The sequence below is a fragment of the Paraburkholderia sp. RL17-337-BIB-A genome (assembly GCF_046025895.1).
In the GTDB taxonomy this organism is placed as follows: domain Bacteria; phylum Pseudomonadota; class Gammaproteobacteria; order Burkholderiales; family Burkholderiaceae; genus Paraburkholderia; species Paraburkholderia fungorum_C.
This window is the reverse complement of record NZ_JARESY010000003.1, coordinates 1,216,380-1,238,430: the sequence shown is the minus strand read 5'-3', so window position 1 is coordinate 1,238,430 and position 22,051 is coordinate 1,216,380. Positions and strand designations below refer to the sequence as shown.

Sequence of the window (22,051 nt, the reverse complement as noted above, 5' to 3'; positions counted from 1 at the left end):
AGCAACGTTCACCGTCTTGAAGTGAATGGCCGCTTCCTGGGTGGAAACGACGTCTGAATGTCCCAGCGACGGTGCGGGCGAATGACGCTTCATGGCCGAACCCGGGCCGACGCAAACCTCGCAGGATCGCTGATCGCAGCAGATATGCGAAAGGCATGGACCGACCCACTGCGGCTGGTGGATGCCTGATCAGGCGGACGGCAGCTTTTTGAGGTTGAACGGCCGTCTGCGGTCTTGCAACTGCCGCATGTTTCGGCCATTCCGGCCGGTCATCACAGAAGTGCAGTGCAGCGCCGGCGGCCACAGCGCGACAGGTGCAGGATCACCCCACTGCCATTGCGGTTCAGCTCACCTCGCATTTCAGGATTCGCAGAGCGCAGCAAGCAGCGTACGTCCACCGCGACTTCAACCGAAATCCGGCAAGCAGAGGACCTATGATGAAGTCATCGAGGTGCGGCAATCGCGCACCCTAAGCCGAAGGAGCGACAACCGTGGTCAAGGACACGACCGGATCCCGCGTTTACCCGGGAACGGAAGAAATCATCCGGCCCGAACTCAATTCCTTGGACGAATTCAAAACAAAATTGAGCATGTTCAGGGGGCTGTCTCCTGCGCTCGCCAAGATTCTGGCCAGCGTGTTAACCGTGCTCATCTTTGGTTTGGACTATTACACGCCAGGCGACATCAATCTTTCGATTCTCTATGCATTTGTAGTTGTGACCCTGGCCTGGACTCGGTCCGTTCAATGGTTGTGGGGTGGTACTGCGGCGCTGGCGGTGCTGGCGGTTGTCGGTATGCCTCTGGGAAGTGAACCGGTAGGGCACCCAGAGTTAAACTGGGTGGACTGGATCAACCGCTGTATCACCGCCGGCATGCTGATAGTGACCGCAGGCTTTGTCCACGTTGGAATTCGCGTGAGCAGGCACCTCGAGGCGAGTGAACAGCTGCTGGCAGAAGTCGCCGCCCGCCAGCGTGCCGAAGAATCGCTTCGCCGGATGCAGGCGGACTTTTCGCATGTTGCGCGCATCTCGACGCTGGGCGAACTGACCGCCTCGATCGCCCACGAGCTGAAGCAGCCCCTCGCCGCTGTTATCACGAATGGCGAAGCCGGTCTCCGCTGGCTCGACCACGAAGTGCCCAACGTAGCGGAGGCGCGCGAAGCGAGCACGCGCATCATAGCCGATGCGCAGCGTTGCACGGACATTATTGACAGCATCCGCGCGATGGCGGTCCCGCGAGCGCCCGAGCATACGCTGGTGTCGCTTGACGAGCTCATCGATGAGGCCCTTGCGATTCTACGTCCTGAACTCCAACAGCGCGGCGTCACGGTATCGCACCAGCTCGCTCCGGGAGCACCTCGGGTGCTTGCTGACCGCATCCAGGTCGAACAAGTGATTGTCAACCTCACCGTCAACGCCATGCAGGCGATGGAGCATGCGGAAAGCCCGGGCCGCAAGATTACCATCCGGATGGCCATGCCGGATGCCGCCACAGTGTGCTGCGCTGTCGAGGACAGCGGCCCGGGCATCGCCCCCGAGCATCTCGACCGCATCTTCAAGAACTTCTTCACGACCAAGGAAAACGGCATGGGCTTGGGCTTGCCCATCTGCCGTTCGATCATTGAAGCCCACCGCGGGCGCATCGCGGCGGACAACTCATCCGTCCATGGCGGCGCCCGCGTCTGCTTCACGCTTCCGGCGGCCGACACCATCGGCTGAGCGGCCAGCGTCGCTCCGGTCCGCCTCAGGCTGGTGTAGTACTCTGCGCGCCCTGCCGCAGGGATAACCTCCGGCCGTCGATACTCGTTGGTGTCGTTTTTTTTGCGTCGAGTACGCATTCGCGCGTTGTTCGTGGATGACTGTTGTCGGCGCATCGGCGCAGGACATACGGCCGCTTCATTGGTCGACGATGCAAAGATAGTAATTGTGCAAAACCATTGATGGACACGCCCCGAACACGACGACCACGATCGCGCGCGAATGTCCGTTGCCAAGGGGGAGGCGACGTTCGAACGTCCATGCGACAACGAGGGCCAACGGCTGTAGATGGCCCAGACTGTGTCAAAACACCTTTTTGAATTGCTAAAATATCTCGTCCGATAGCGGAGGTGAGTGAGATGAAGCGGTTCGTTCAAGGCGACAATCGTACGCAAACAATCCTTCTTCCTGAATCGCTCGACGACTATGTAACGGATACGAATCCCGTACGCGTAGCCGACGTCTTTGTCGATGAGCTAGATCTTCAGCAGCTTGGATTCGAGGGCGTCGAACCAGCGCTTACCGGACGACCTTCGTATCACCCGGAGGTGATGCTCAAAATCTACATCTACGGTTACCTGAACCGAATTCAATCCAGTCGACGCCTTGAGTGCGAGGCGCAGCGCAACGTCGAATTGATGTGGCTCACGGGGCCGTCTAATGCCCGACTTCAAGACCATTGCGAGGTTCCGCAAAGATAATGGCAAGGCGATCCGCAGCGTCTGTCGTCAGTTCGTTGTGCTGTGCCAACGCCTGGACCTGTTCTCCAATGCGCTCGTTGCGATAGACGGGAGCAAGTTTAAGGCAGTGAACCATCGCGACCGCAATTTCACCAGCGCAAAACTAGAACGGCGCATGCGGGATATCGAGGCAAGCGTCAGCCGTTATCTAGTGGAAATGGACACCGCAGATCGTCAGGAGCCTGCGATCGCGAAGGCGAAGACAGAACGGCTGCAAGACAAGATCGCGGCTCTCAAGGAGCAGATGCAAATCCTCAAGCAAGTCGAAGTTAAACTCAACGCGGCACCGGACAAGCAAGTGTCGCTCACGGACCCGGACGCGCGTTCGATGAAGACGCGGGGAACCGGAGTCGTCGGCTACAACGTTCAGGTAGCGGTCGATGCAAAGCACCATCTGATTGTTACGCACGAGGTCACCAACAACGGCATTGATCGAGACCAACTCACGTCGATGGCCAAGCTGGCGCGTACGGAAATGGGTGTCGATAAACGGGTATCGATAAACTCACGGCAGTTGCCGACCGAGGCTATTACAAGAGCGAGGAGATACTCGCATGCCATGAGGCCGGCATTACGGTGTTTGTTCCCAAGACGAAGACCTCGGGCACGACCGCCGATGGTCGCTTCAGCAAAGAGGACTTTATCTACGATGCTGAGAAGAACGAGTATCGATGTCCGGCGGGCGAGCATCTCATATGGCGCTACAAGACAACCGAACGTAGCCTGAAGTTAGATCGCTACTGGAGCTCGCAGTGCCAACAGTGCTCGTTGAAAGACAAATGCACTCCAAGTACCGAACGCCGCGTAACGCGCTGGGAGCACGCAGGATTGCTCGAAGAGATGCAGGTCCGGCTTGATCTCGCCCCAGACATGATGCGTATCCGACGACAGACCGTCGAGCATCCCTTCGGTACGATCAAGGCATGGATGGGCGCGACGCATTTCCTGACGCGCACTATCGAGCGGGTGAGCACCGAGATGAGCTTGCACGTACTCGCCTACAACATGAAGCGGGTTATCACGTCCGGCGCCGAATTGACGTTTGTCGTGCCGCAATCGATAAGTCGCGATTTGCCACTGAGGCCTCAGTTCGACCCACTATAGATAGTCCGTCCCGCTTTCGTCGATACTTTGGGGACTGCAGCTCGCTGCCAGTCAAGACGGGGCATGCACGCGGCAGCGGGACAATGTTTGTTTTTCGCTCGCTTCGATTGCGCGCCCAAGGACGCCCCGAATGGCGACGTGTCAGCCCGCGACATCGCCGCCCGGAACCGGGGCATTCTCCTCAATAAGCGCCTGTCGTTTCAGTTCTTCCCAGAACAGTGGCGGAATCTTGTCTTTCATCGAACTTACGTTTGCAAGTACCTGAGCTTCCGTATGGGCCCCGACAATCAAGGCAGCCGCCACATCAGGAGCGGCGGCGAACTGAAGTGCCGCTGTGCGCAGATCGACACCGAACTGCTGCGCCACCGAACGAAGCCTGTCGCGCTTCGCTATGTGAGCCTGCGAGATATTCCATCGACTGTCACCGTAGTTGAAGCGCGCACTGCCCGAGATAAAACCGGCGTTCAGTGCGGAGCCCATGACGAAACTGACCTCGTGCTGACGAGCTACGGGAAATATGTTGTTCAGCGCATTGGTATGCTCGACCAGCGAGTACTGAGAAGCAAGCAGACAGACATCCGGGTCCGACTCCCGTATAACGCGCAGGATAGGTTCGGGTGAGTTCACGCCGACTCCCCATGCCCTGATTATGCCCTCGTCACGCATACGACATAGTGCCGGGAATGCGCCTTCGAGTGCGGTCGAGAATTCTTCTGTCCAGGGCCTGGGCAAGAAACCGTTGTCCGGCGACACATCATGGACAAACAGGACGTCGATACGGTCGATGCCGAGACGCTGGAGGCTGTCCTCGACGGAGCGTCGCACTCCGTCGGACGTGTAGTCGAAGACTACGCTGTTTGGCGACTTACCCAACGGAAATAGCTTGTTGCTGTCGTTCGCCGGTGAGGCCTTCAGCAATTTTCCGACTTTCGTTGAAATCACATAACTGTCGCGAGGCTGGTTGTGCAGAAACCGACCGAAGCGCCGCTCGGCCTCTCCCAGCCCGTACCAGGGAGAGACGTCGTAGTAGCGGATGCCTGCCTCCCACGAGGCTTCCATTGTCCTCTGCGCACCGGCGTCCGTGACAACCTCGAATTCATTGCCCAAAGGCACGCCGCCAACGCCAAAACTGAACTCCGGCCCGTAGATCTGCTGTACTCGACTATTCACCGTGCGCTCCATGATTCAAGAATTTAAACCGATACTCACGCAATCTGTATTCCCGGCTCGATCCGATCGTCGTTGCCAAACATGCTCCCTTGCGCATTGACTCAGGTTATTTGTTACCAGGCCGGGGTCGTTGCCTCATGTAATTTGCTACCTGTCAGATGGCTGGCGGGGGCGACTTATGACGAGGCAGCTCAGCATGACGACACGACGGGAACTGATTGAGGCAGTCGGAGAGCGATACCGGCGTGCCAACCGGGATGGCAAACGCCAGATCCTGGACGAGTTTTTAAAACTGACCGGCTATCACCGCAAGCACGCAATCCGTGTGCTGTGCCGTGAAGTCCGGCGCCGAAAGCGAAGCCTGGTCCACAGCGGCGCTACAACGATGAGGTTCTTGCAGCGCTGATCACGCTGTGGGAGGCCGCGGACCGGATCTGCGGCAAGCGGCTGAAGGCGGTGATTCCGACGCTGGTCGAGTCGATGACCCGGTATGGTTATCTGTCGCTGACCGACGCCCTGCGTGAGAGGCTCGCCGGCATCAGCGCGGCCACGATCGACCGGTTGCTCAGGGATGTTCGTGAACAGGCCTTCGGAGGGCAACGCAGGCGTGCCGGAGGCGTGGGGAATGCGATCCGCCGCGCGGTCCCGGTCCGGACCTTTGCCGACTGGAACGATCCGCTGCCCGGCTATCTGGAGATCGACTTCGTCGAGCATTGCGGCGGCACCAAGATCGATGGTGACTTTGTGCACAGCCTGGTGATGACCGACATCGCGACTGGCTGGACCGAATGTCTGGCGATGCCGTTCCGCAACCATGCGTTCGTCATTGAGCACATCGAGCGCGTCCGTAGCGCACTGCCATTTCCCCTGCGCGGCCTCGACAGCGATAACGACACCGCCTTCATGAACGAAGCCGTGTTCGACTTCTGCAAGAACGCGCGTATCGAACTGACCCGCTCGCGTCCCTACAAGAAGAACGACCAGGCCTGGGTCGAGCAGAAGAACGGTTCGATCATGCGGCGGCTGGTGGGCTATGGCAAGCTGCGGGGCCTGGATGACCCGGAAACGCTGGCGTCGCTGTACCGGGTCTCGCGGCTGTACATCAACTATTTCCAGCCGTCGTTCAAGCTGAAGTCGAAGACCCGCCACGGGGCGCGGGTCACGAAGCACTATGAAGCGCCCCTGACGCCGCTTGAGCAAGTCCTGCGTGCGGCCTCGGTGCCGGAGGCCACCAAGCAGGGCCTGCGCGAACAGTTTCGTGCGCGCGATCCGGTGGACCTTTTACGCCGCATGCGTGAGGCCCAGCGGCGCGTGGCCGAATGCCCTGCTACGGGCAGCGCCGCAACCGGCGCCGGACCGAACGACGAGGTACCGATGGCGGACTTCCTGGCAAGCCTGGGCACAGCCTGGCAGGCCGGCGAGGTGCGCCCGACCCATCACAGGAAGGCCGGGGTTCCGCATGACTGGCGCACGCGCCCGTGTTTTATTGTCGAGCCACAGGATGGCGAATGCCACCGAATTGACACGGTCGAACGTGTCGAGGTGGATGGGGAGGCGCATGAGGTTCTCCGTACATTTCGATGAACATGGGCAAACGAACTGGGTCGCTATTGGATCAGAACCCACTGGATCGGCGTGTGAGCGTCTCCGGGTGTCAATGGGCCGCCGCGATCCGCCGGCAGCGGCATTGACATGTCACCCCGAGTGGGCCTTGCCGCCGAGTCGCAGCTTGTGCTCAAGCGTGGCGCTGGCGTTGGGCAGGCCGCGATAGCGCTCTGCGATCTGCTCAACGAAGGCGCGACAAAAGGCGCATCCCGGGTATGGGAGAACATGCAATGCTGTTGATCGACGGGTGCCGTTGGCTCGGACTGGGCGAGCGCTGTGCCGCTTGCGGCCAGCGACAGCGCAAATGCGTTTACACCGAGACAGTGCAGGGGCGCGGCATTCGCGAGACACACTCCACGAGAGGTTTCGATTTCAGTGTACGGGCAACGCCGTACCGCAATTGACCCATATCAAGCCAATGTCCCTCGTTGCGTTACACGCAGTCCACGAGCTCACTTGACTTGAGTCAACCCTGATCGCAGTGAAAATTCGGCAACTGGCAAACGAGGCCTATCCTGTTCACAGGAGAGCGCCACGCGTGGCGGCAGTCTCTGCTGTTTGCCGTGTGAGCATTGCAGTCGCTCGCATGCTCGCGCCTTAAGAGCCACGCCTATCTTCAGGCTGCGGTCACGAATATTCGCTTCCTCCAGGAACGTCCGGAATATTGCGCTCGCGATCTGGTCATCGCCATTCCGGCAGAGACCGACGGCGTGCGGGTTCAGTGCGCGATTACCGCGGAGGCGCTCGAAGATCCCTTTGGTGCAGCGTCATTACGTGAAGACGACCTGATCGCCGCGTGCGATACTCACCGTTATCCAATCGATCAGGCTGCGCGACGCTTGCTGGACGAAGTGGGTGCCAGGCCGGTCATGCTGCACAGCGGCTACTTCCGTTTTTGCGACTGAAGCGGCCCTCGGCGGGCCGCTTTGTCCCTACGATACGACCTCGGCAAGCGGACGCCGCGGCGAACGCGGAACCTGCCGGCCGCGGCCGATACGCAGCGGCGATTGCGGCATACCGTCCAGATTCAGAGCGCCACGCGATGTGTCGCGCAGTGAAGTCACTTCGATCGGCTGATTCAGATAGGACGCCGTGATGCCCTTGTCCGCTGCGGGGAAGCAGCACCCGTTCGAGCGCTTGACCCGCTGCCAGCCACGCGGCGGCATCGTCCGCTCCGGTGGCGATACACAGCAGTAGTGGCGAACCGGAGACCAGCGTGTGATGGGCGGCCGCCATGCCGCCACCCAGGTCGAATGTGCGAATCACCGAACCTACCAGAGGCACGGCGAGATCGAGCAGGACACGCATGCCCGGCGACAACGCAGGCATGCCATCCTGCCTCGAATTGCGCGTGATTGGCTTCCGCGACCAGCGTGGCCAGATGCTCGCGAATGGCTGCGTTCCCGCCGCAGGCGATGGACCGTTCCTGGCGGAACGCTGCCCGGTCACGGACCGATGCCCTGAGCCGCCGCCCCAATCGCGGCGACGCGGGCGCATCATCAACTCACGCTGAATTGCGACGCCACCATCGTCTCCGTCGCACTCGCCCCGGCCCCGTCAATGCAGGCGGCGTCCAGCGATACGCCACAATGCTCGAGTCAATGTAGTTGTCATTCGTCACCTCGTATTCGCCGGTTGAACGCCGATACGCCCGAAGTCCATACATCGAGTCCACGTCGTTGCCCACATCGACCTTGTTCGGATTGCTATTGACGAACTGGTGTCGAGCCGTCCGGTCGTGAGGTTGAAGGCATCGATATTCGACACGGTATGCACGGAGCCCACAAACAGGTAATCGCCGGCGGCCACAATTGATTTGGGATTCGCGCCAGAGATGTTGATCACCGGGTTCGGCGTGGTCCTGTTGCCGGACAGCCAGCCGTGAATACACCTCGACGCGCGATCCGACCGCGGTCCAGTCCGCGCTGCCGGTTGCCCCTCGCGTGAGAATCATCGTGTCGCTTCCAGGCAGGTAGATGATCCGCGTCAGCTGCGAGATCGTGCGCGGGGCATGACTCGACGCCGGCCGTTCGACCCGAACGGAGGCAGGCCGGCTATATGATTATCCAAACCTCGGATAACCCGGCAACGCGCGCACGGCGCGCGCCGCGTCTAAATACCAGCCAGCGCCGGCAGCTCTACCTCGTGCGACACGCGCTCGCGCCGGCTGCTCATCTGCCGCTGACGCTCCACGTGGTTCAGAGGCGGCGCGCTTTCCACGCGCATCGGTACGCGCGCTGGATAGCGTGCGTTTTTTTTCTCGAGAATGGCCCGGCTCAGAAACCCGGCGCTATACGCTTTCAGCAAGTGCGGCTGGTGCGCTTCGATATACGCGGCAATCTGCGCCTCCTCACCGTCGATCCTGGCCAGTAACGCCAGCGTGCTCGCATCCCAACGGAAGCGCAGGCCGAGTTCATCGAATGCGCTGTTATAGGCGCACAGCTGCGCCTCGACTTCCGCATCATGCGCGCTATCGCAAACATCTAAGTGGGACGGATTCATGGTCGTCTCCCTGAGGAAAATGGCATGACCAAGAATAGGCCGGCGCATCGATAAATAATATTTAAAGATATTTAGACAAACGATAATTTTTTACTTATAGATCCATCCCGCCGACCCCAGCAACGAAAGCTGGCCTGATCCTCGTTGCCTTCGTCATAACCTCGCGAGAAGCGGCAACCTGTCTATTAGGTATGCCTAATGCAAATCATAAAATGTTTTAACTGTCACTTATAGCTGTTCTCGCGCAGCATCCTCCCAGACGCGCTCCACGCGAAGCATATTCTTACCCGGTCGTTGGGCGAGCAACGACTAAGGGTTTTCGTTAGTGCAAGCCCCGCTGGCTGGCCAATGGCGCTTCGTTGCCCACAGAAAAAACGGCGATAGAGCGATTCGATCACGGAAGTCCAACGTGCCGTTCGAGCACGACGGAATCTACAGGAGACGAAAGACATGGGACATTCCACCGTACCCGGAACAGGCAGTACAGCGTTCAGGCAAAACCGCTGGGTGCAACTGGCGATCGGCATCGTATGCATGGGGCTGGTCGCGAATCTGCAGTATGCATGGACGCTGTTCGTCGTACCGATGGACAACGCCCACCATTGGGGCCAGGCGGTCATCCAGACCGCATTCACGGTCTTCGTCATCACGGAAACCTGGCTCGTACCCGTTGAAGGCTGGCTCGTCGACAAGTTCGGGCCGCGCCCGGTTGTGATCGGCGGTTCGGTGTGCGCGGCGCTCGGCTGGATCATCGACGCGCATGCGAGCAGTCTCGCCGAGCTCTACATCGCGGCGGTAATCGCCGGCATCGGCGCGGGTTGCGTGTATGGCACCTGCGTCGGCACGGCGCTCAAATGGTTTCCGGACAAGCGCGGTCTCGCGGCCGGTTTGACCGCGGCGGGTTTCGGCGCCGGCGCGGCCGTTACCGTGATTCCGATCGCCAACATGATTCAGCGCTCGGGCTACGAGTACACGTTCATGTTCTTCGGCATTTTTCAGGGCGTCTGCATTCTGTTGCTCGCCACCATGCTGGTACGGCCGCAGCCGCCCGCTACCGCCGTCGCGGCCAAACGCGTGGTCTCGAGCAAGATCGACTACACGCCCGGCGAGATGATCCGTTCGCCGCTGTTCTGGGTGCTGTACCTGATGTTCGTGTTCGTCGCGGCCGGCGGCATCATTGCGACCGCCCAGCTCGGGCCGATCGCGAAGGAATACGGCTTTGCCAGGATGCCGGTGAGTCTGCTGGGCGTCACGTTGCCGCTGCTCACGATGACGCTCTCGATCGACAACCTCAGCAACGGCTTCACGCGTCCGTTGTGTGGTTTTCTGTCGGACCGCATCGGCCGCGAAAACACCATGTTCATCATCTTTCTCGGCGAAGGCATCGCGCTGCTCGGGCTGATGCAGTTCGGCCACAACCCGTACGCCTTCATGTTCTTCGCAGCCGCCGTGTTCCTGTGCTGGGGCGAGATCTTCTCGATCTTCCCGGCCACCTGCGCGGACACGTTCGGCAGCAAATACGCCGCGGCCAATGCGGGGACGCTTTATACCGCGAAGGGTACGGCGTCGATGCTGGTGCCGATCGCGTCGGTGCTGTCCGCGAACGGCGGATGGAGCACCGTGTTTATCTCGGCGGCGGTGGTGTCGATCGCGGCCGCCGTGTCCGCGAAATTCATCCTCGCCCCCATGAGAAAGCGCTGGATCGAGAACTCGGGCGCCCCAGCCGGCGCGGTCCTCGCCGAAGTGCGGCTGCAGCCGTCGTCCGGCACCCCATCTGAATAAATGACAACGCGAGCGCGCAGCTCACGACAAACCCCATAACGTCCCGCGACCAAGGAGAGACATCATGGCAGAAGCCGACAGCCCCACAACAGAAAATAAGCTGAAGCAACAGGCAACCGAGACGACCGACGGATTCCATCTCGTCATCGATGCGCTGAAACTGAACGACATCGACACCATCTTCGGACTGGTCGGGATTCCCATCACGGACCTGGCGCGCCTGGCACAAGCGGAAGGGATGCGCTTCATCGGCTTTCGTCATGAACAGCATGCGGGCAACGCAGCGGCTATCGCCGGCTTTATGACGCAAAAGCCGGGTATCTGCCTGACGGTGTCGGCGCCCGGCTTTCTGAACGGCTTGACCGCGCTCGCCAACGCGACCACCAACTGCTTCCCGATGATCCTGATCAGCGGCTCCAGCGAGCGCGAGATCGTCGATCTGCAGCAGGGCGATTACGAAGAAATGGATCAGCTGAATGCGGCCAAGCCGTACGCGAAGGCTGCGTATCGCGTGCTGCATGCGGAAGACATTGGCATCGGCGTGGCGCGTGCGATTCGTGCCGCGGTGTCGGGTCGTCCGGGCGGCGTGTATCTGGACTTGCCGGCCAAGCTGCTCGCGCAAACGCTGGATGCCGTAAAGGCGCAGCAGTCGCTGATCAAAGTGGTCGACGCCGCGCCGCGTCAGCTGCCGGCGCCGGAATCGGTCAAGCGTGCAATCGACGTGCTGAAGAGTGCCAGGCGTCCGCTGATCTTGCTCGGCAAGGGCGCGGCGTATGCGCAGGCCGATGCGGAAATTCGCGCGTTCGTCGAACAAAGCGGCATTCCGTATCTGCCGATGTCGATGGCCAAGGGCCTGTTGCCCGACACGCACGCGCAATCGGCGTCGGCGGCGCGCTCGTACGTGCTGCAGGAAGCCGATGTCGTCGTGCTGATCGGCGCGCGGTTGAACTGGCTGCTGTCGCACGGCAAAGGCAAAACGTGGGGCGCGGCGCCCAAGCGCTTCGTGCAGGTCGATATTTCGCCGACCGAGATCGACAGCAACGTCGCGATCGCGGCGCCGGTGATCGGCGATATCGGCTCGTGCGTGGCGGCACTGCGTGCCGGTCTCGATGCGGGCTTCGCGAAACCGGGCACCGAGTGGACCGGCGCGATCGCCGAGCGCAAGAGCAAGAACCTCGAGAAGATGGCCGCCACGCTCGACAAGAACCCGTCGCCGATGAATTTCCACAGCGCATTGCGTGCGATTCGCGATGTACTGAAGACGCGCCCGGACATCAACGTCGTCAACGAAGGTGCGAACACGCTCGACTACGCGCGCAGCATCATCGACATGTACGAGCCGCGCAAACGCTTCGATTCCGGCACGTGGGGAATCATGGGCATCGGCATGGGCTTCGCGATCGGCGCGGCGGTGACGAGCGGCAAACCGGTCGTCGCGATCGAAGGTGACAGCGCGTTCGGCTTCAGCGGCATGGAACTCGAAACCATCTGCCGTTACGACTTGCCGGTTTGCACGATCGTGTTCAACAACAACGGCGTGTATCGCGGCACCGATGTGAACCCGACGGGCGGCAAGGACGTTGCGCCGACCGTGTTCGTGAAGGGCGCGCGCTACGACAAGATGATCGAGGCATTCGGCGGCGTCGGCCACCACGCCACCACCCCGGAAGAGCTGACGAAGGCGCTGCTGGAAGCCATCGCATCGGGCAAGCCGACCTTGATCAATGCCGTCATCGATGAAGCGGCCGGTACCGAAAGCGGCCGCCTGACCAATCTGAATCCGCAAAGCGCGGCAATGAAAAAGTAATCCAGAGCAACCACGGAGATATCAAATGACCAAACCGCTCGAAGGCATCAAGATCATCGACTTCACCCACGTTCAGGCCGGTCCGGCGTGCACCCAGTTGCTCGCGTGGTTCGGCGCCGACGTGATCAAGGTCGAACGACCGGGTTCAGGCGACGTCACGCGCAACCAGTTGCGCGACATTCCCGACGCCGACGCGCTGTACTTCACGATGCTCAACAGCAACAAGAAGTCGCTGACGTTGGACACGAAAAAGCCCGAAGGCAAGGAAGTCCTCGAAAAGCTGATTCGCGAATCCGATGTGCTAGTCGAGAATTTCGGCCCGGGCGCGCTGGACCGGATGGGCTTTTCATGGGAACGCCTGAACGAACTCAATCCGAAGATGATCGTCGCCTCGGTGAAGGGCTTCAGCGACGGCCATCACTACGACGACCTTAAGGTCTATGAAAACGTCGCGCAATGCGCTGGCGGCGCGGCCTCCACCACGGGCTTCTGGGACGGTCCGCCGACCATCAGCGCCGCGGCGCTCGGCGATAGCAACACCGGCATGCATCTGGCCATCGGCATTCTGACCGCACTGATAGGACGCGACAAAACCGGCAAGGGCCAGAAGGTCGCCGTGTCGATGCAGGACAGCGTGCTGAACCTGTGCCGCGTGAAGCTGCGCGATCAGCAGCGGCTGGAGCGCGTGGGTTATCTCGAGGAATATCCGCAGTATCCGCACGGCGAATTCAGCGATGTGGTGCCGCGCGGCGGCAATGCGGGCGGCGGCGGTCAGCCGGGCTGGGTGCTCAAGTGCAAGGGCTGGGAGACGGATCCGAACGCGTACATCTACTTCACGATCCAGGGCCATGCATGGGAGCCGATCTGCAAGGCGCTCGGCAAACCCGAGTGGATCGACGACCCCGCCTACAAAACCGCGGAAGCGCGTCAACCGCATATCTTCGAGATCTTCGGCACCATCGAAGGCTGGCTCGCCGACAAGACCAAATTCGAAGCGGTCGACATCTTGCGCAAGTTCGACATTCCGTGCGCACCGGTGCTGACGATGAAGGAATTGGCCAACGATCCTTCGTTGCGCGCGAGCGGCACGATCGTCGAAGTGCCGCACAAGAAGCGCGGCACGTATCTGACGGTCGGTAGTCCGATCAAGTTCTCGGACATGAAGCCGGAGGTCACCGCGTCGCCGCTGCTCGGCGAGCATACGGATGAAGTGCTGGCGAGCCTTGGCTATAGCAGGCAGGACATCTTCAACCTGCACGAAATCAAAGCGGTTTAACGGTGTTACGCCGCAGGCCCATGGGTATGCCTGGGCCTGCGGACACGGCGTCCTTCGCGGCGCCGTATCCCATCCAAGGATTTGCGTTCTAGTTTTACATTCAGGGACTGCCATGCAAACAGCTATCGACTTCGAGCAACTCGTCAACGCAATCGGCGACGCGATCATCATGTCCGATGCCGGCGGCAGCATCACGTTGTGGAACCCTGCCGCTGAACGCATGTTCGGCTTCACGCAAAGCGAGGCACTGGAAAAGTCGCTGGATCTGATCATTCCGGAACGTCTGCGCGGCCGCCATTGGGACGGCTATCACCGGACCATGGCGACCGGGCAAACCCGTTACGGCAACGATGTGCTGCGAGTTCCCGCGGTGGATAAAGCGGGGCACTCGCTGTCGATTGCCTTTACCGTGGCGCTGCTGCATTCGCCGCAAAACGAACTCACCGGCATCGTCGCCGTGATCCGCGACGAAACCAGCCGCTTTCAGGAGGAGCGCAGTCTGCGCAAACGCCTGGCCGAACTGGAAGCCCAGGCAGGAGCGTAACGCAGCCCGGCCGTGTGGATCCGGTTGACTTTCTCTTGGACGATCTATCAGGAGGCATCCATGCAGGTAGAAGTATTTGGACGATATCGGCTTGAGTTGTCCGCAATGCAATTGATCCACAACGGCGGATGGGCGGGGTATGCGGCAATTCGCACGGTTGAAGAAGATGGTCAAACGCAGCCCAGCCTTCTGCCGTACCAGCAGGTCGTCGACGAAGCGGTCTTTGAAAGCGAAGAAGCCGCCATCGCCGGTGCGCGTCGCATGGCGCTGGCGCTGCTCAGTCCGGCGACCCGGTAGCCCAGGCGTGCAGGGGCGGTACAGATCAATTCAGGAAAACGAGAGATGAGCAAAGCATTAAAGGATGTGAGGATCCTCGACTTCACGCACGTGCAATCGGGGCCGACGTGCACACAGTTGCTGGCGTGGTTCGGCGCGGATGTGATCAAGGTGGAGCGCGCCGGTGCGGGCGACGTCACGCGGGAGCAACTGCGCGATATCCCTGATGCGGACAGCCTGTACTTCACGATGCTGAATCACAACAAGCGCTCCATCACGATCGATACGAAGAACGCCGAAGGCAAGCAGGTTCTCGAAGCGCTGATCCAGACATGCGACGTGCTGGTGGAGAACTTCGCCCCGGGCGCACTTGACCGGATGGGCTTCACGTGGGAGCGCATCCAGGCGCTCAATCCGCGCATGATCGTCGCGTCGGTCAAAGGCTTCGGCCCCGGCCCTTATGAAGACTGCAAGGTCTACGAGAATGTCGCGCAATGCGTGGGCGGCGCGGCGTCGACCACTGGCTTCGACGACGGTCCGCCGGTTGTCACCGGCGCCCAGATCGGCGACAGCGGCACCGGGCTGCATCTTGCGCTGGGCATTGTCACCGCGCTGTATCAGCGAAAAACGACGGGTCGTGGTCAACACGTGCTCGCGGCGATGCAGGACGGTGTGCTCAACCTGTGCCGCGTGAAGTTGCGTGATCAGCAGCGCCTGGAGCGCACCGGGGTGATGCGCGAGTATCCGCAACATCCGAACGGCACCTTCGGCGAAGCAGTGCCGCGCGCGGGCAATGCGTCGGGCGGCGGCCAGCCGGGCTGGATCCTGAAGTGCAAGGGCTGGGAAGCGGACCCCAACGCGTACATCTACTTCATCACGCAGGCGCCGGTGTGGGCAAAGATCTGCAAGGTGATCGGCAAGGAGCAATGGGCCACCGATCCGAACTACGCGACGCCCGCTGCGCGCCTGCCGCATCTGAAGGAGATCTTCGCCGAGATTGAGCGCTGGACGATGACGAGGACGAAGTTCGAGGCGATGGAAATCCTTAATAAATACGACATTCCGTGCGGCCCCATCCTGTCGATGAAGGAGATCGCCGAGGAGCCGTCGCTGCGCAAGACCGGCACGATCGTCGAGGTCGATCATCCGGTACGCGGCAAGTATCTGACGGTCGGCAATCCGATCAAGCTGTCGGACAGTCCGACCGAGGTCACACGCTCGCCGCTGCTGGGCGAACACACCGACGAGGTGATGGCCGAACTCGGCTACCACCCGGACCAGATCGCGCATTTGCGTGCCATCGGCGCGATATGAGCGCATAGACGAAACCTCGCCGCGCATCCGACGCACCGCACACCTTACAAGACATCGCCGCGCGACCGGTACGACGAGTCGCGTCATTGCAGCAAAATAATCGCAGGAGACATTTCGATGAAATCGTGGATACGTTTTCGGCTCGCCCATGGCAGGATTGGTTTCGGGGTGCTGGAAAACCATCGCGTCACTGAATACGAAGGAGACATGTTCGGTGACGCGGTCCCAAGCGCCAACGTACTGAACTTCGATGACGTGACGCTGCTCAATCCGTGTGTTCCAACGAAGGTGGTTGCGCTATGGAACAACTTCCGCGCGCTGTCGGAGAAACTCGGCAAGGCCGCGCCTTCCCATCCGCTATTTCTGATCAAGCCCTCCACCTCCGTAATCGGCCCGGGCGAACCCATCCAGCGGCCGCAAGCCTACGGGGGCAAGATCGCGTACGAAGGGGAGCTCGCGATCGTGATCGGCAAGCGGTGCCGCCACGTCCCGGTAGACGAGGCGAATGATTACATTTTCGGTTACACGTGCATGAACGACGTGACCGCGGCCGAACTCCTGAGCGAAGACCCCAACTTTGCGCAATGGTGCCGCTCGAAGGGCTTCGATACATTTAGCTGCATTGGTCCTGGGATCCAGCGTCATTTTGACTGGCGTAATGCGCACGTCGTGACGCGGCTCGACGACGTCGAGCGGCAGAACTATCCGCTGTCGGACATGATCTTCTCGCCCGCCGAACAGGTCAGCCTGATCTCGCACGATATGACGCTGTTGCCCGGCGACGTCATTGCTGTCGGCACCTCGATTGGCATCGGCTCAATCAAGGACGGCTCGACGGTCGAGGTGTCGATCGAAGGGATCGGCGTGCTGTCGAACACGCTTTCCTCAGGGGCCTGACATGGCGATGACGATTGCAGTGCCACGCGAAGTCCGCGCCGGCGAACGCCGCGTCGCGGCCACGCCCGAAACCGTCGGCCAGTTGCTGAAGCTCGGCTTTGCGGTGAACGTCGAAACGGACGCGGGCCTTAGGGCATCATTCGACGATGACGCGTATCGCGCGGCCGGCGCGCAGGTGGTCTGCGACACCCGTGCGTTGTGGGCCGATGCCGGTATTGTGATCAAGGTGCGCGCGCCCGAACTGAATCCGGAGCTCGGGCTGGATGAAGCGACCTTGCTGAAAAAAGGCGCGACGCTGATCAGCTTCATCTGGCCCGCGCAAAACCCGGCGCTGCTCACGCAGCTCGCCGACGGCGGCACGAGCGCGCTGGCGATGGACTGCGTGCCGCGCATTTCGCGCGCGCAGAAGCTCGACGCGCTCAGCTCGATGGCGAACATGGCCGGTTACCGCGCGGTGATCGAGGCCGCGCAGCACTTTGGGCGTGTCTTCACTGGACAGATCACCGCCGCAGGCAAGATGCCGCCGGCGAAAGTAATGGTGATCGGCGCGGGTGTCGCCGGGCTCGCGGCAATTGGTGCGGCGCGCGGCCTGGGCGCGATCGTGCGTGCGTTCGACACACGTCCGGAAGTCGAGCAGCAGGTCGAGAGCATGGGCGCCCAATTCCTCAAGCTCGACGTCGAAGAGGAAGGCAGCGGCTCGGGCGGCTACGCCAAGCAGATGAGCGCGAAGTTCATCGAAGCGGAGATGGCACTGTTCGCTTCGCAGGCAAAGGAGGTCGACATCGTCATCACGACCGCGCTGGTTCCAGGCAAGCCTGCGCCCAAGTTGATCACTGCGGCGATGGTGGAGGGCATGCGGCCTGGCAGCGTGATCGTCGACATGGCCGCGGAGCAGGGCGGCAACTGCGAACTGACGCAGCCCGGCGAGGTGGTGTCCGTCAAGGGCGTGACGATCATCGGCTACACCGACTTGCCGAGCCGGATGGCGACGCAATCGAGTCAGCTCTATGGCACCAACATCCGCCATCTCTTGACCGATCTGACGCCGCAGAAAGACGGCGTAGCCCGCATCGACATGGATGACGACGTGATGCGCGGCGCGACCGTCGTGTTTCAAGGCGCCGTTAGCTGGCCGCCACCCCCACCGAAACAGGCCGCGATCGCTGCGCACCGGCCGCCGCCCGACAAGCCCGCCGCGGGCCCCGTCGATGCCGGGCAACAAGCTGGCGCTGTGCGTCGTTCGCGGTACACGTCGCTCGTTTTGCTGGCGATAGCGGCGTTGGCGCTGCTGGCGCTCGGCGCGGTCGCACCACCCGCGTTCGTCGCGCATCTGACGGTGTTCGTGCTGGCGGTTTTCGTCGGCTACCAGGTGGTCTGGAATGTGACACCGGCGCTGCACACGCCGCTGATGAGCGTGACCAACGCGATCAGCGGAATTATCGTGATCGGCGCGCTGCTGCAACTCGGCACGCCGAACGTGCTGGTGACGGTGCTGGGCGGTGTGGCCTTGCTGGTTGCCACGATCAACATCGCGGGCGGGTTTCTCGTGACCCAGCGCATGTTGAAGATGTTCCAGCGCAACTAGGGAGAAGCCATGCTGAACGGAATCGGCAACATCGCGTATTTGGGCGCGAGCACGCTGTTTATCCTGAGTCTGCGCGGGCTGAGTCATCCGACGAGCGCGCGCCGCGGCAATCTGTATGGCGTGGCGGGCATGCTGATCGCGGTCGTCGCGACGCTCCTGATCGCACAGGGAGGGGGAATCGCTGTCGTACTGGCGGCGGCCGTGATCGGAGCAGCGGTCGGCGCACTGCTGGCACGGCGGGTCGAGATGACCCAGATGCCGCAGCTGGTCGCGATACTGCATAGCTTTGTCGGGCTGGCCGCGGTGCTGATCGGTTCTACCAACTATCTGATGCCGGTCGGCGAGTTTGGCGGCGCGGAGCGCGTGATTCACCTGTCCGAGATTTATCTTGGCGTGTTTATCGGCACGATCACGTTCACCGGCTCCATCGTCGCGTTCCTGAAGCTGCAGGGCACGATCAGCGGCAGACCGCTTGTGATACCGGGCCGGCATGGGCTGAATCTGCTCACGCTGGTGCTGTGCGTCGCGATTGGCTACCGGTTCCTCACGGCGCCGGTGGGCGCGGACGGCATCGTCACATTGCTCGTGATGATCGTGCTCGCCGCGGCGCTCGGCGTGCATCTGGTGATGGCCATCGGCGGCGCGGACATGCCTGTTGTCGTGTCGATGCTGAACAGTTACTCAGGATGGGCCGCCGCGGCCACGGGCTTCATGCTGAGCAACGACCTGTTGATCACGACCGGTGCGCTGGTCGGTTCGAGCGGCGCGATCCTTAGCTACATCATGTGCCGCGCGATGAACCGCAGTTTCATCTCGGTGATTCTCGGCGGTTTCGGCGCGGCGAGCGGCACGAGTTCGGCGGGTATCGCGGGGGAGGTGGTGGCGACCAGCGTCGACGAAGTCAGCGCAATTTTGCGCGACGCGTCCGAGGTCATCATCGTGCCGGGCTACGGGATGGCCGTGGCGCAAGCGCAGACGACGATCAGCGAAATCACGCGCAAGCTCGACGCTCTCGGTGTGCGGGTCCGTTTCGGCATCCATCCGGTCGCCGGACGCTTGCCTGGCCACATGAACGTGCTGCTTGCCGAAGCGAAGGTGCCGTATGACATCGTGCTCGAAATGGATGAGATCAACGAAGACTTCACCAACACGGACGTCGTGCTCGTGATCGGCGCAAACGACATCGTGAATCCGGGTGCGCTCGAAGATCCGGGTAGTCCGATCGCCGGGATGCCGGTGCTCGAAGTATGGAAGGCGCGCACGGTGGTCGTGTCGAAACGCAGCATGGCGACCGGATATGCAGGCGTGGACAACCCGCTCTTCTACAAGGACAACACGCGGATGCTGTTCGGCGACGCGAAGGGCAGCGTCGACGCATTGCTCAGACAACTCGACGTTTGACCGGCTGTTGCCGCGCTCGCCCGCCTGTAACTTCACCTTACTGACCGATTATGATCCGCCTACGCAAAGCAAAGATCGTCGCGACCCTCGGCCCCGCGACCTCCGATCTCGAAACGATTACCCAACTCTTTCACGCCGGCGCCGACGTATTCCGGCTGAATTTCAGTCACGGCTCGCACGAGGACCATCGGCGGCGCTATGAGCTGGTTCGCGAGGTCGAGCGTGCTTCGGGCCGGCCCATTTCGATTCTGGCAGACATGCAGGGACCGAAGCTGCGCGTCGGCCCGTTCGCCGACGGCAAGGTGATGCTCGTGACGGGCGCCGAATTCGCGCTCGACCGGAACCCGGCGGACGGCGACGTCAAGCGCGTATACCTGCCCCATCCGGAACTCTTCGACGTCGTCGCAGCCGGCCAGTCGCTGCTGCTCGATGACGGCAAACTGCGCCTGGAAGTGCTCGACAACGACGGGGAGCGGATCCGCACACACGTGTTGCACGGAGGAACGCTGTCGGATCGAAAAGGAGTGAATGTTCCCGACGCGATACTGCCGATTCCCGTGCTGACCCAGAAAGACCTGATCGATCTGGAATTTGCGTTGTCGCTCGGCGCCGACTGGATTGCGCTGTCGTTCGTACAGCGTCCGGAGGATTTGATCGACGCGCGCGAACTCATTGGAGCGCGCGCCGGGCTGATGGTCAAGCTGGAAAAGCCCGCAGCGCTGGATCGGCTCGATGAGATCGTGAATGCGGCCGATGCAGTGATGGTCGCTCGCGGCGACCTCGGCGTCGAGCTTCCGCCCGAACGCGTGCCGGGCGCGCAGAAGCGCATTCTTCGATCCTGCCGCAGCCACGGCAAGCCGGTGATCATCGCGACGCAGATGCTCGAATCGATGATTTCAGCACCGGTGCCCACGCGCGCCGAGGCGTCGGACGTCGCGACGGCGATGTACGATAGCGCGGATGCCGTCATGCTGTCCGCAGAGTCGGCCAGCGGCGGCTTTCCCGTGCAGGCCGTGGCGATGATGGAGCGGATCATCAGGGAGGTCGAACATGATCCGCTCTACCGGAGTCTGCTCGATGCCCAGCATGAACTTCCGCTGGGCACACCGGGAGACGCAATCTGCGCGGCACTGCGCGATGTCGCGCAGACCATCGCTGCGGTTGCGACGGTGACGTACACGACGTCCGGACACACCAGCCTGCGGGCCGCCCGTCAGCGTCCGGTCGCGCCGATTCTCAGCATCACGCCGAAGCTGTCGACGGCGCGGCGTCTTGCGCTGGTGTGGGGCGTGCATTCCACAGTCAGCCCTGACGTCGAAACGGTCGACGAGATGGTGAGTGCCGCGTGCAGCATCGCCGTGAGACAGGGCTTTGCAAATTCAGGCGACCCGGTGGCGATCGCGGCGGGCATGCCGTTCGGCGAATCCGGCACCACCAACTTGCTGCGAATCGCCAGAGTCTAGGCGACGCCGCACGCACGCGAGACGCGTGGACGGCAGACAAATGGCCGGAGCGCTTGCGATCGTGCGCGGGCGCGCTCGCAGTGACCGCAAAGTTTCGGCGATGTATTAAAGATAGGTAATAAGATGCAGAAGCAATTTTAACTTTTGTTAATCGTGGAAGCCGTCCATCATGGTCCAAGCGCCATGACAGTTCAGGCTTGACATGCAGGTGTTCTGGTCAGGCAAGCAAACAGCAGCGGCATAACCGCCGGCTCCAGCTGGCAGCCGGCATCGCCTGCATGGGTCTTATAGCGAACCTTCGATACGCACGGACCCTCTTTGTGATCCCGATGGACGCCAAACACCACTGGGGGGCAAGCCGCCATCCAGCTGCCGTTTTTGATTTTCGTCATCACCGGGACCTGGCTGCTACCGGTCGAGGGTTGGCTCGTCGACAAGTTCGGTCCTCGCCCTGTCGTCATCGGCGGGTCGATCTGCGCGGTTTTGGGCTGGATTCTCGGTGCTTATCCGCCGAGTCTGCCGGTGCTCGACGCCGCCGCAGTCATTGCCGGTACCGGAGCAGGATGGGTCTACGGCAACTGTATGGGCACGGCGCTCAAATGGTTTCCCGACAAGCGCGGGTTGGCCGCCGGTCTGACTGCGGCGGCCTTCGGCGCCGGCGCGGCGCTCACGGTGATCCCGATCTCCAACATGATCCAGAGCGCAGGTACGAGCATGCATTTGTGTTCTTCGGCGTGTTCAAGATGTCTGCATCCTCCCGCTGGCATTGCTGGTGCACCCTCTTCCTACGACAGGCGCTTGCGAGTCACCGCACTGAGTTGATGCCCG

General features: G+C 61.5%; 15 protein-coding genes and 6 pseudogenes. 15 read left to right on the top strand and 6 right to left on the bottom strand.

Features of this window, described 5'->3' with window-relative positions; all coding sequences use genetic code 11:
• Positions 1 to 491 precede the first annotated feature (491 nt).
• Both P0D84_RS44020 and P0D84_RS44015 read left to right on the top strand, forming a co-directional pair.
• Complete coding sequence (locus P0D84_RS44020) at positions 492 to 1,718, top strand: sensor histidine kinase (protein ID WP_408349204.1); 1,227 nt, start codon at positions 492 to 494, stop codon at positions 1,716 to 1,718.
• Between the two features lie 398 nt (positions 1,719 to 2,116).
• A pseudogene (locus P0D84_RS44015) lies at positions 2,117 to 3,601 on the top strand (IS1182 family transposase).
• Positions 3,602 to 3,742: 141 nt separating this feature from the next.
• Here the strand turns inward: P0D84_RS44015 and P0D84_RS44010 are convergent.
• Positions 3,743 to 4,771 (bottom strand): aldo/keto reductase, encoded by a 1,029-nt coding sequence (locus P0D84_RS44010; protein ID WP_408349201.1) that lies wholly within the window; start codon positions 4,769 to 4,771, stop codon positions 3,743 to 3,745.
• Positions 4,772 to 5,251: 480 nt separating this feature from the next.
• Between P0D84_RS44010 and P0D84_RS49205 the strand changes: the two are divergent.
• Positions 5,252 to 5,683: pseudogene (locus P0D84_RS49205) on the top strand (transposase); the annotation flags it as partial.
• A 369-nt stretch (positions 5,684 to 6,052) separates the two neighbouring features.
• Here P0D84_RS49205 and P0D84_RS44000 read toward each other — a convergent pair.
• A complete protein-coding gene (locus P0D84_RS44000) occupies positions 6,053 to 6,331 on the bottom strand; it encodes a DUF3564 family protein (RefSeq protein ID WP_408349195.1) in 279 nt (92 codons plus the stop codon).
• Between the two features lie 47 nt (positions 6,332 to 6,378).
• Positions 6,379 to 6,669: pseudogene (locus tag P0D84_RS43995) on the bottom strand (c-type cytochrome).
• Between the two features lie 342 nt (positions 6,670 to 7,011).
• On the opposite strand from P0D84_RS43995, the gene P0D84_RS43990 reads away from it, so the two are divergent.
• Positions 7,012 to 7,281 carry a DUF1488 family protein gene (locus P0D84_RS43990; RefSeq protein ID WP_408349843.1) on the top strand — a complete coding sequence of 90 codons (270 nt, stop codon included), beginning with the start codon at positions 7,012 to 7,014 and terminating at the stop codon, positions 7,279 to 7,281.
• A gap of 27 nt (positions 7,282 to 7,308) precedes the next feature.
• Here P0D84_RS43990 and P0D84_RS43985 read toward each other — a convergent pair.
• From P0D84_RS43985 to P0D84_RS43975, 3 genes and pseudogenes are all read right to left on the bottom strand, one after another.
• Positions 7,309 to 7,793 (bottom strand): annotated as a pseudogene (locus tag P0D84_RS43985) (Acg family FMN-binding oxidoreductase); the annotation flags it as partial.
• Between the two features lie 87 nt (positions 7,794 to 7,880).
• Positions 7,881 to 8,384 (bottom strand): annotated as a pseudogene (locus P0D84_RS43980) (SMP-30/gluconolaconase/LRE-like region family protein); the annotation flags it as partial.
• 104 nt (positions 8,385 to 8,488) lie between these two features.
• The gene (locus P0D84_RS43975; RefSeq protein WP_408349192.1) at positions 8,489 to 8,878 is read right to left on the bottom strand and encodes a hypothetical protein; all 390 of its coding nucleotides are present in this window, start codon (positions 8,876 to 8,878) and stop codon (positions 8,489 to 8,491) included.
• Between the two features lie 450 nt (positions 8,879 to 9,328).
• On the opposite strand from P0D84_RS43975, the gene oxlT reads away from it, so the two are divergent.
• The 11 genes and pseudogenes from oxlT to P0D84_RS43920 form a co-directional block, all read left to right on the top strand.
• Complete coding sequence (gene oxlT / locus P0D84_RS43970) at positions 9,329 to 10,660, top strand: oxalate/formate MFS antiporter (protein ID WP_408349189.1); 1,332 nt, start codon at positions 9,329 to 9,331, stop codon at positions 10,658 to 10,660.
• A 64-nt stretch (positions 10,661 to 10,724) separates the two neighbouring features.
• Entirely contained in the window at positions 10,725 to 12,467 is a 1,743-nt protein-coding gene (gene oxc, locus P0D84_RS43965) for an oxalyl-CoA decarboxylase (protein ID WP_408349186.1), read from the top strand.
• 25 nt (positions 12,468 to 12,492) lie between these two features.
• Positions 12,493 to 13,743, top strand: a complete 1,251-nt coding sequence (gene frc / locus P0D84_RS43960; RefSeq protein ID WP_200650793.1) for a formyl-CoA transferase — start codon at positions 12,493 to 12,495, stop codon at positions 13,741 to 13,743.
• A 112-nt stretch (positions 13,744 to 13,855) separates the two neighbouring features.
• A complete protein-coding gene (locus P0D84_RS43955; protein ID WP_408349182.1) occupies positions 13,856 to 14,287 on the top strand; it encodes a PAS domain-containing protein in 432 nt (143 codons plus the stop codon).
• Positions 14,288 to 14,299: 12 nt separating this feature from the next.
• Positions 14,300 to 14,584, top strand: a complete 285-nt coding sequence (locus tag P0D84_RS43950) for a hypothetical protein (RefSeq protein WP_408349179.1) — start codon at positions 14,300 to 14,302, stop codon at positions 14,582 to 14,584.
• Between the two features lie 45 nt (positions 14,585 to 14,629).
• A complete protein-coding gene (gene frc / locus P0D84_RS43945) occupies positions 14,630 to 15,877 on the top strand; it encodes a formyl-CoA transferase (RefSeq protein ID WP_408349176.1) in 1,248 nt (415 codons plus the stop codon).
• Positions 15,878 to 15,994: 117 nt separating this feature from the next.
• Positions 15,995 to 16,774: a fumarylacetoacetate hydrolase family protein gene (locus P0D84_RS43940; RefSeq protein WP_408349173.1), complete on the top strand. Its 780-nt coding sequence runs from the start codon at positions 15,995 to 15,997 to the stop codon at positions 16,772 to 16,774.
• Between the two features lies 1 nt (position 16,775).
• The gene (locus P0D84_RS43935; protein WP_408349170.1) at positions 16,776 to 18,359 is read left to right on the top strand and encodes a Re/Si-specific NAD(P)(+) transhydrogenase subunit alpha; all 1,584 of its coding nucleotides are present in this window, start codon (positions 16,776 to 16,778) and stop codon (positions 18,357 to 18,359) included.
• A gap of 9 nt (positions 18,360 to 18,368) precedes the next feature.
• Positions 18,369 to 19,760, top strand: a complete 1,392-nt coding sequence (gene pntB / locus P0D84_RS43930) for a Re/Si-specific NAD(P)(+) transhydrogenase subunit beta (RefSeq protein ID WP_408349167.1) — start codon at positions 18,369 to 18,371, stop codon at positions 19,758 to 19,760.
• Positions 19,761 to 19,810: 50 nt separating this feature from the next.
• On the top strand, positions 19,811 to 21,223 hold the full coding sequence (gene pyk, locus P0D84_RS43925; RefSeq protein WP_408349164.1) for a pyruvate kinase: 1,413 nt from the start codon (positions 19,811 to 19,813) through the stop codon (positions 21,221 to 21,223).
• Positions 21,224 to 21,420: 197 nt separating this feature from the next.
• Positions 21,421 to 22,022: pseudogene (locus P0D84_RS43920) on the top strand (MFS transporter); the annotation flags it as partial.
• Between the last annotated feature and the right edge of the window lie 29 nt (positions 22,023 to 22,051).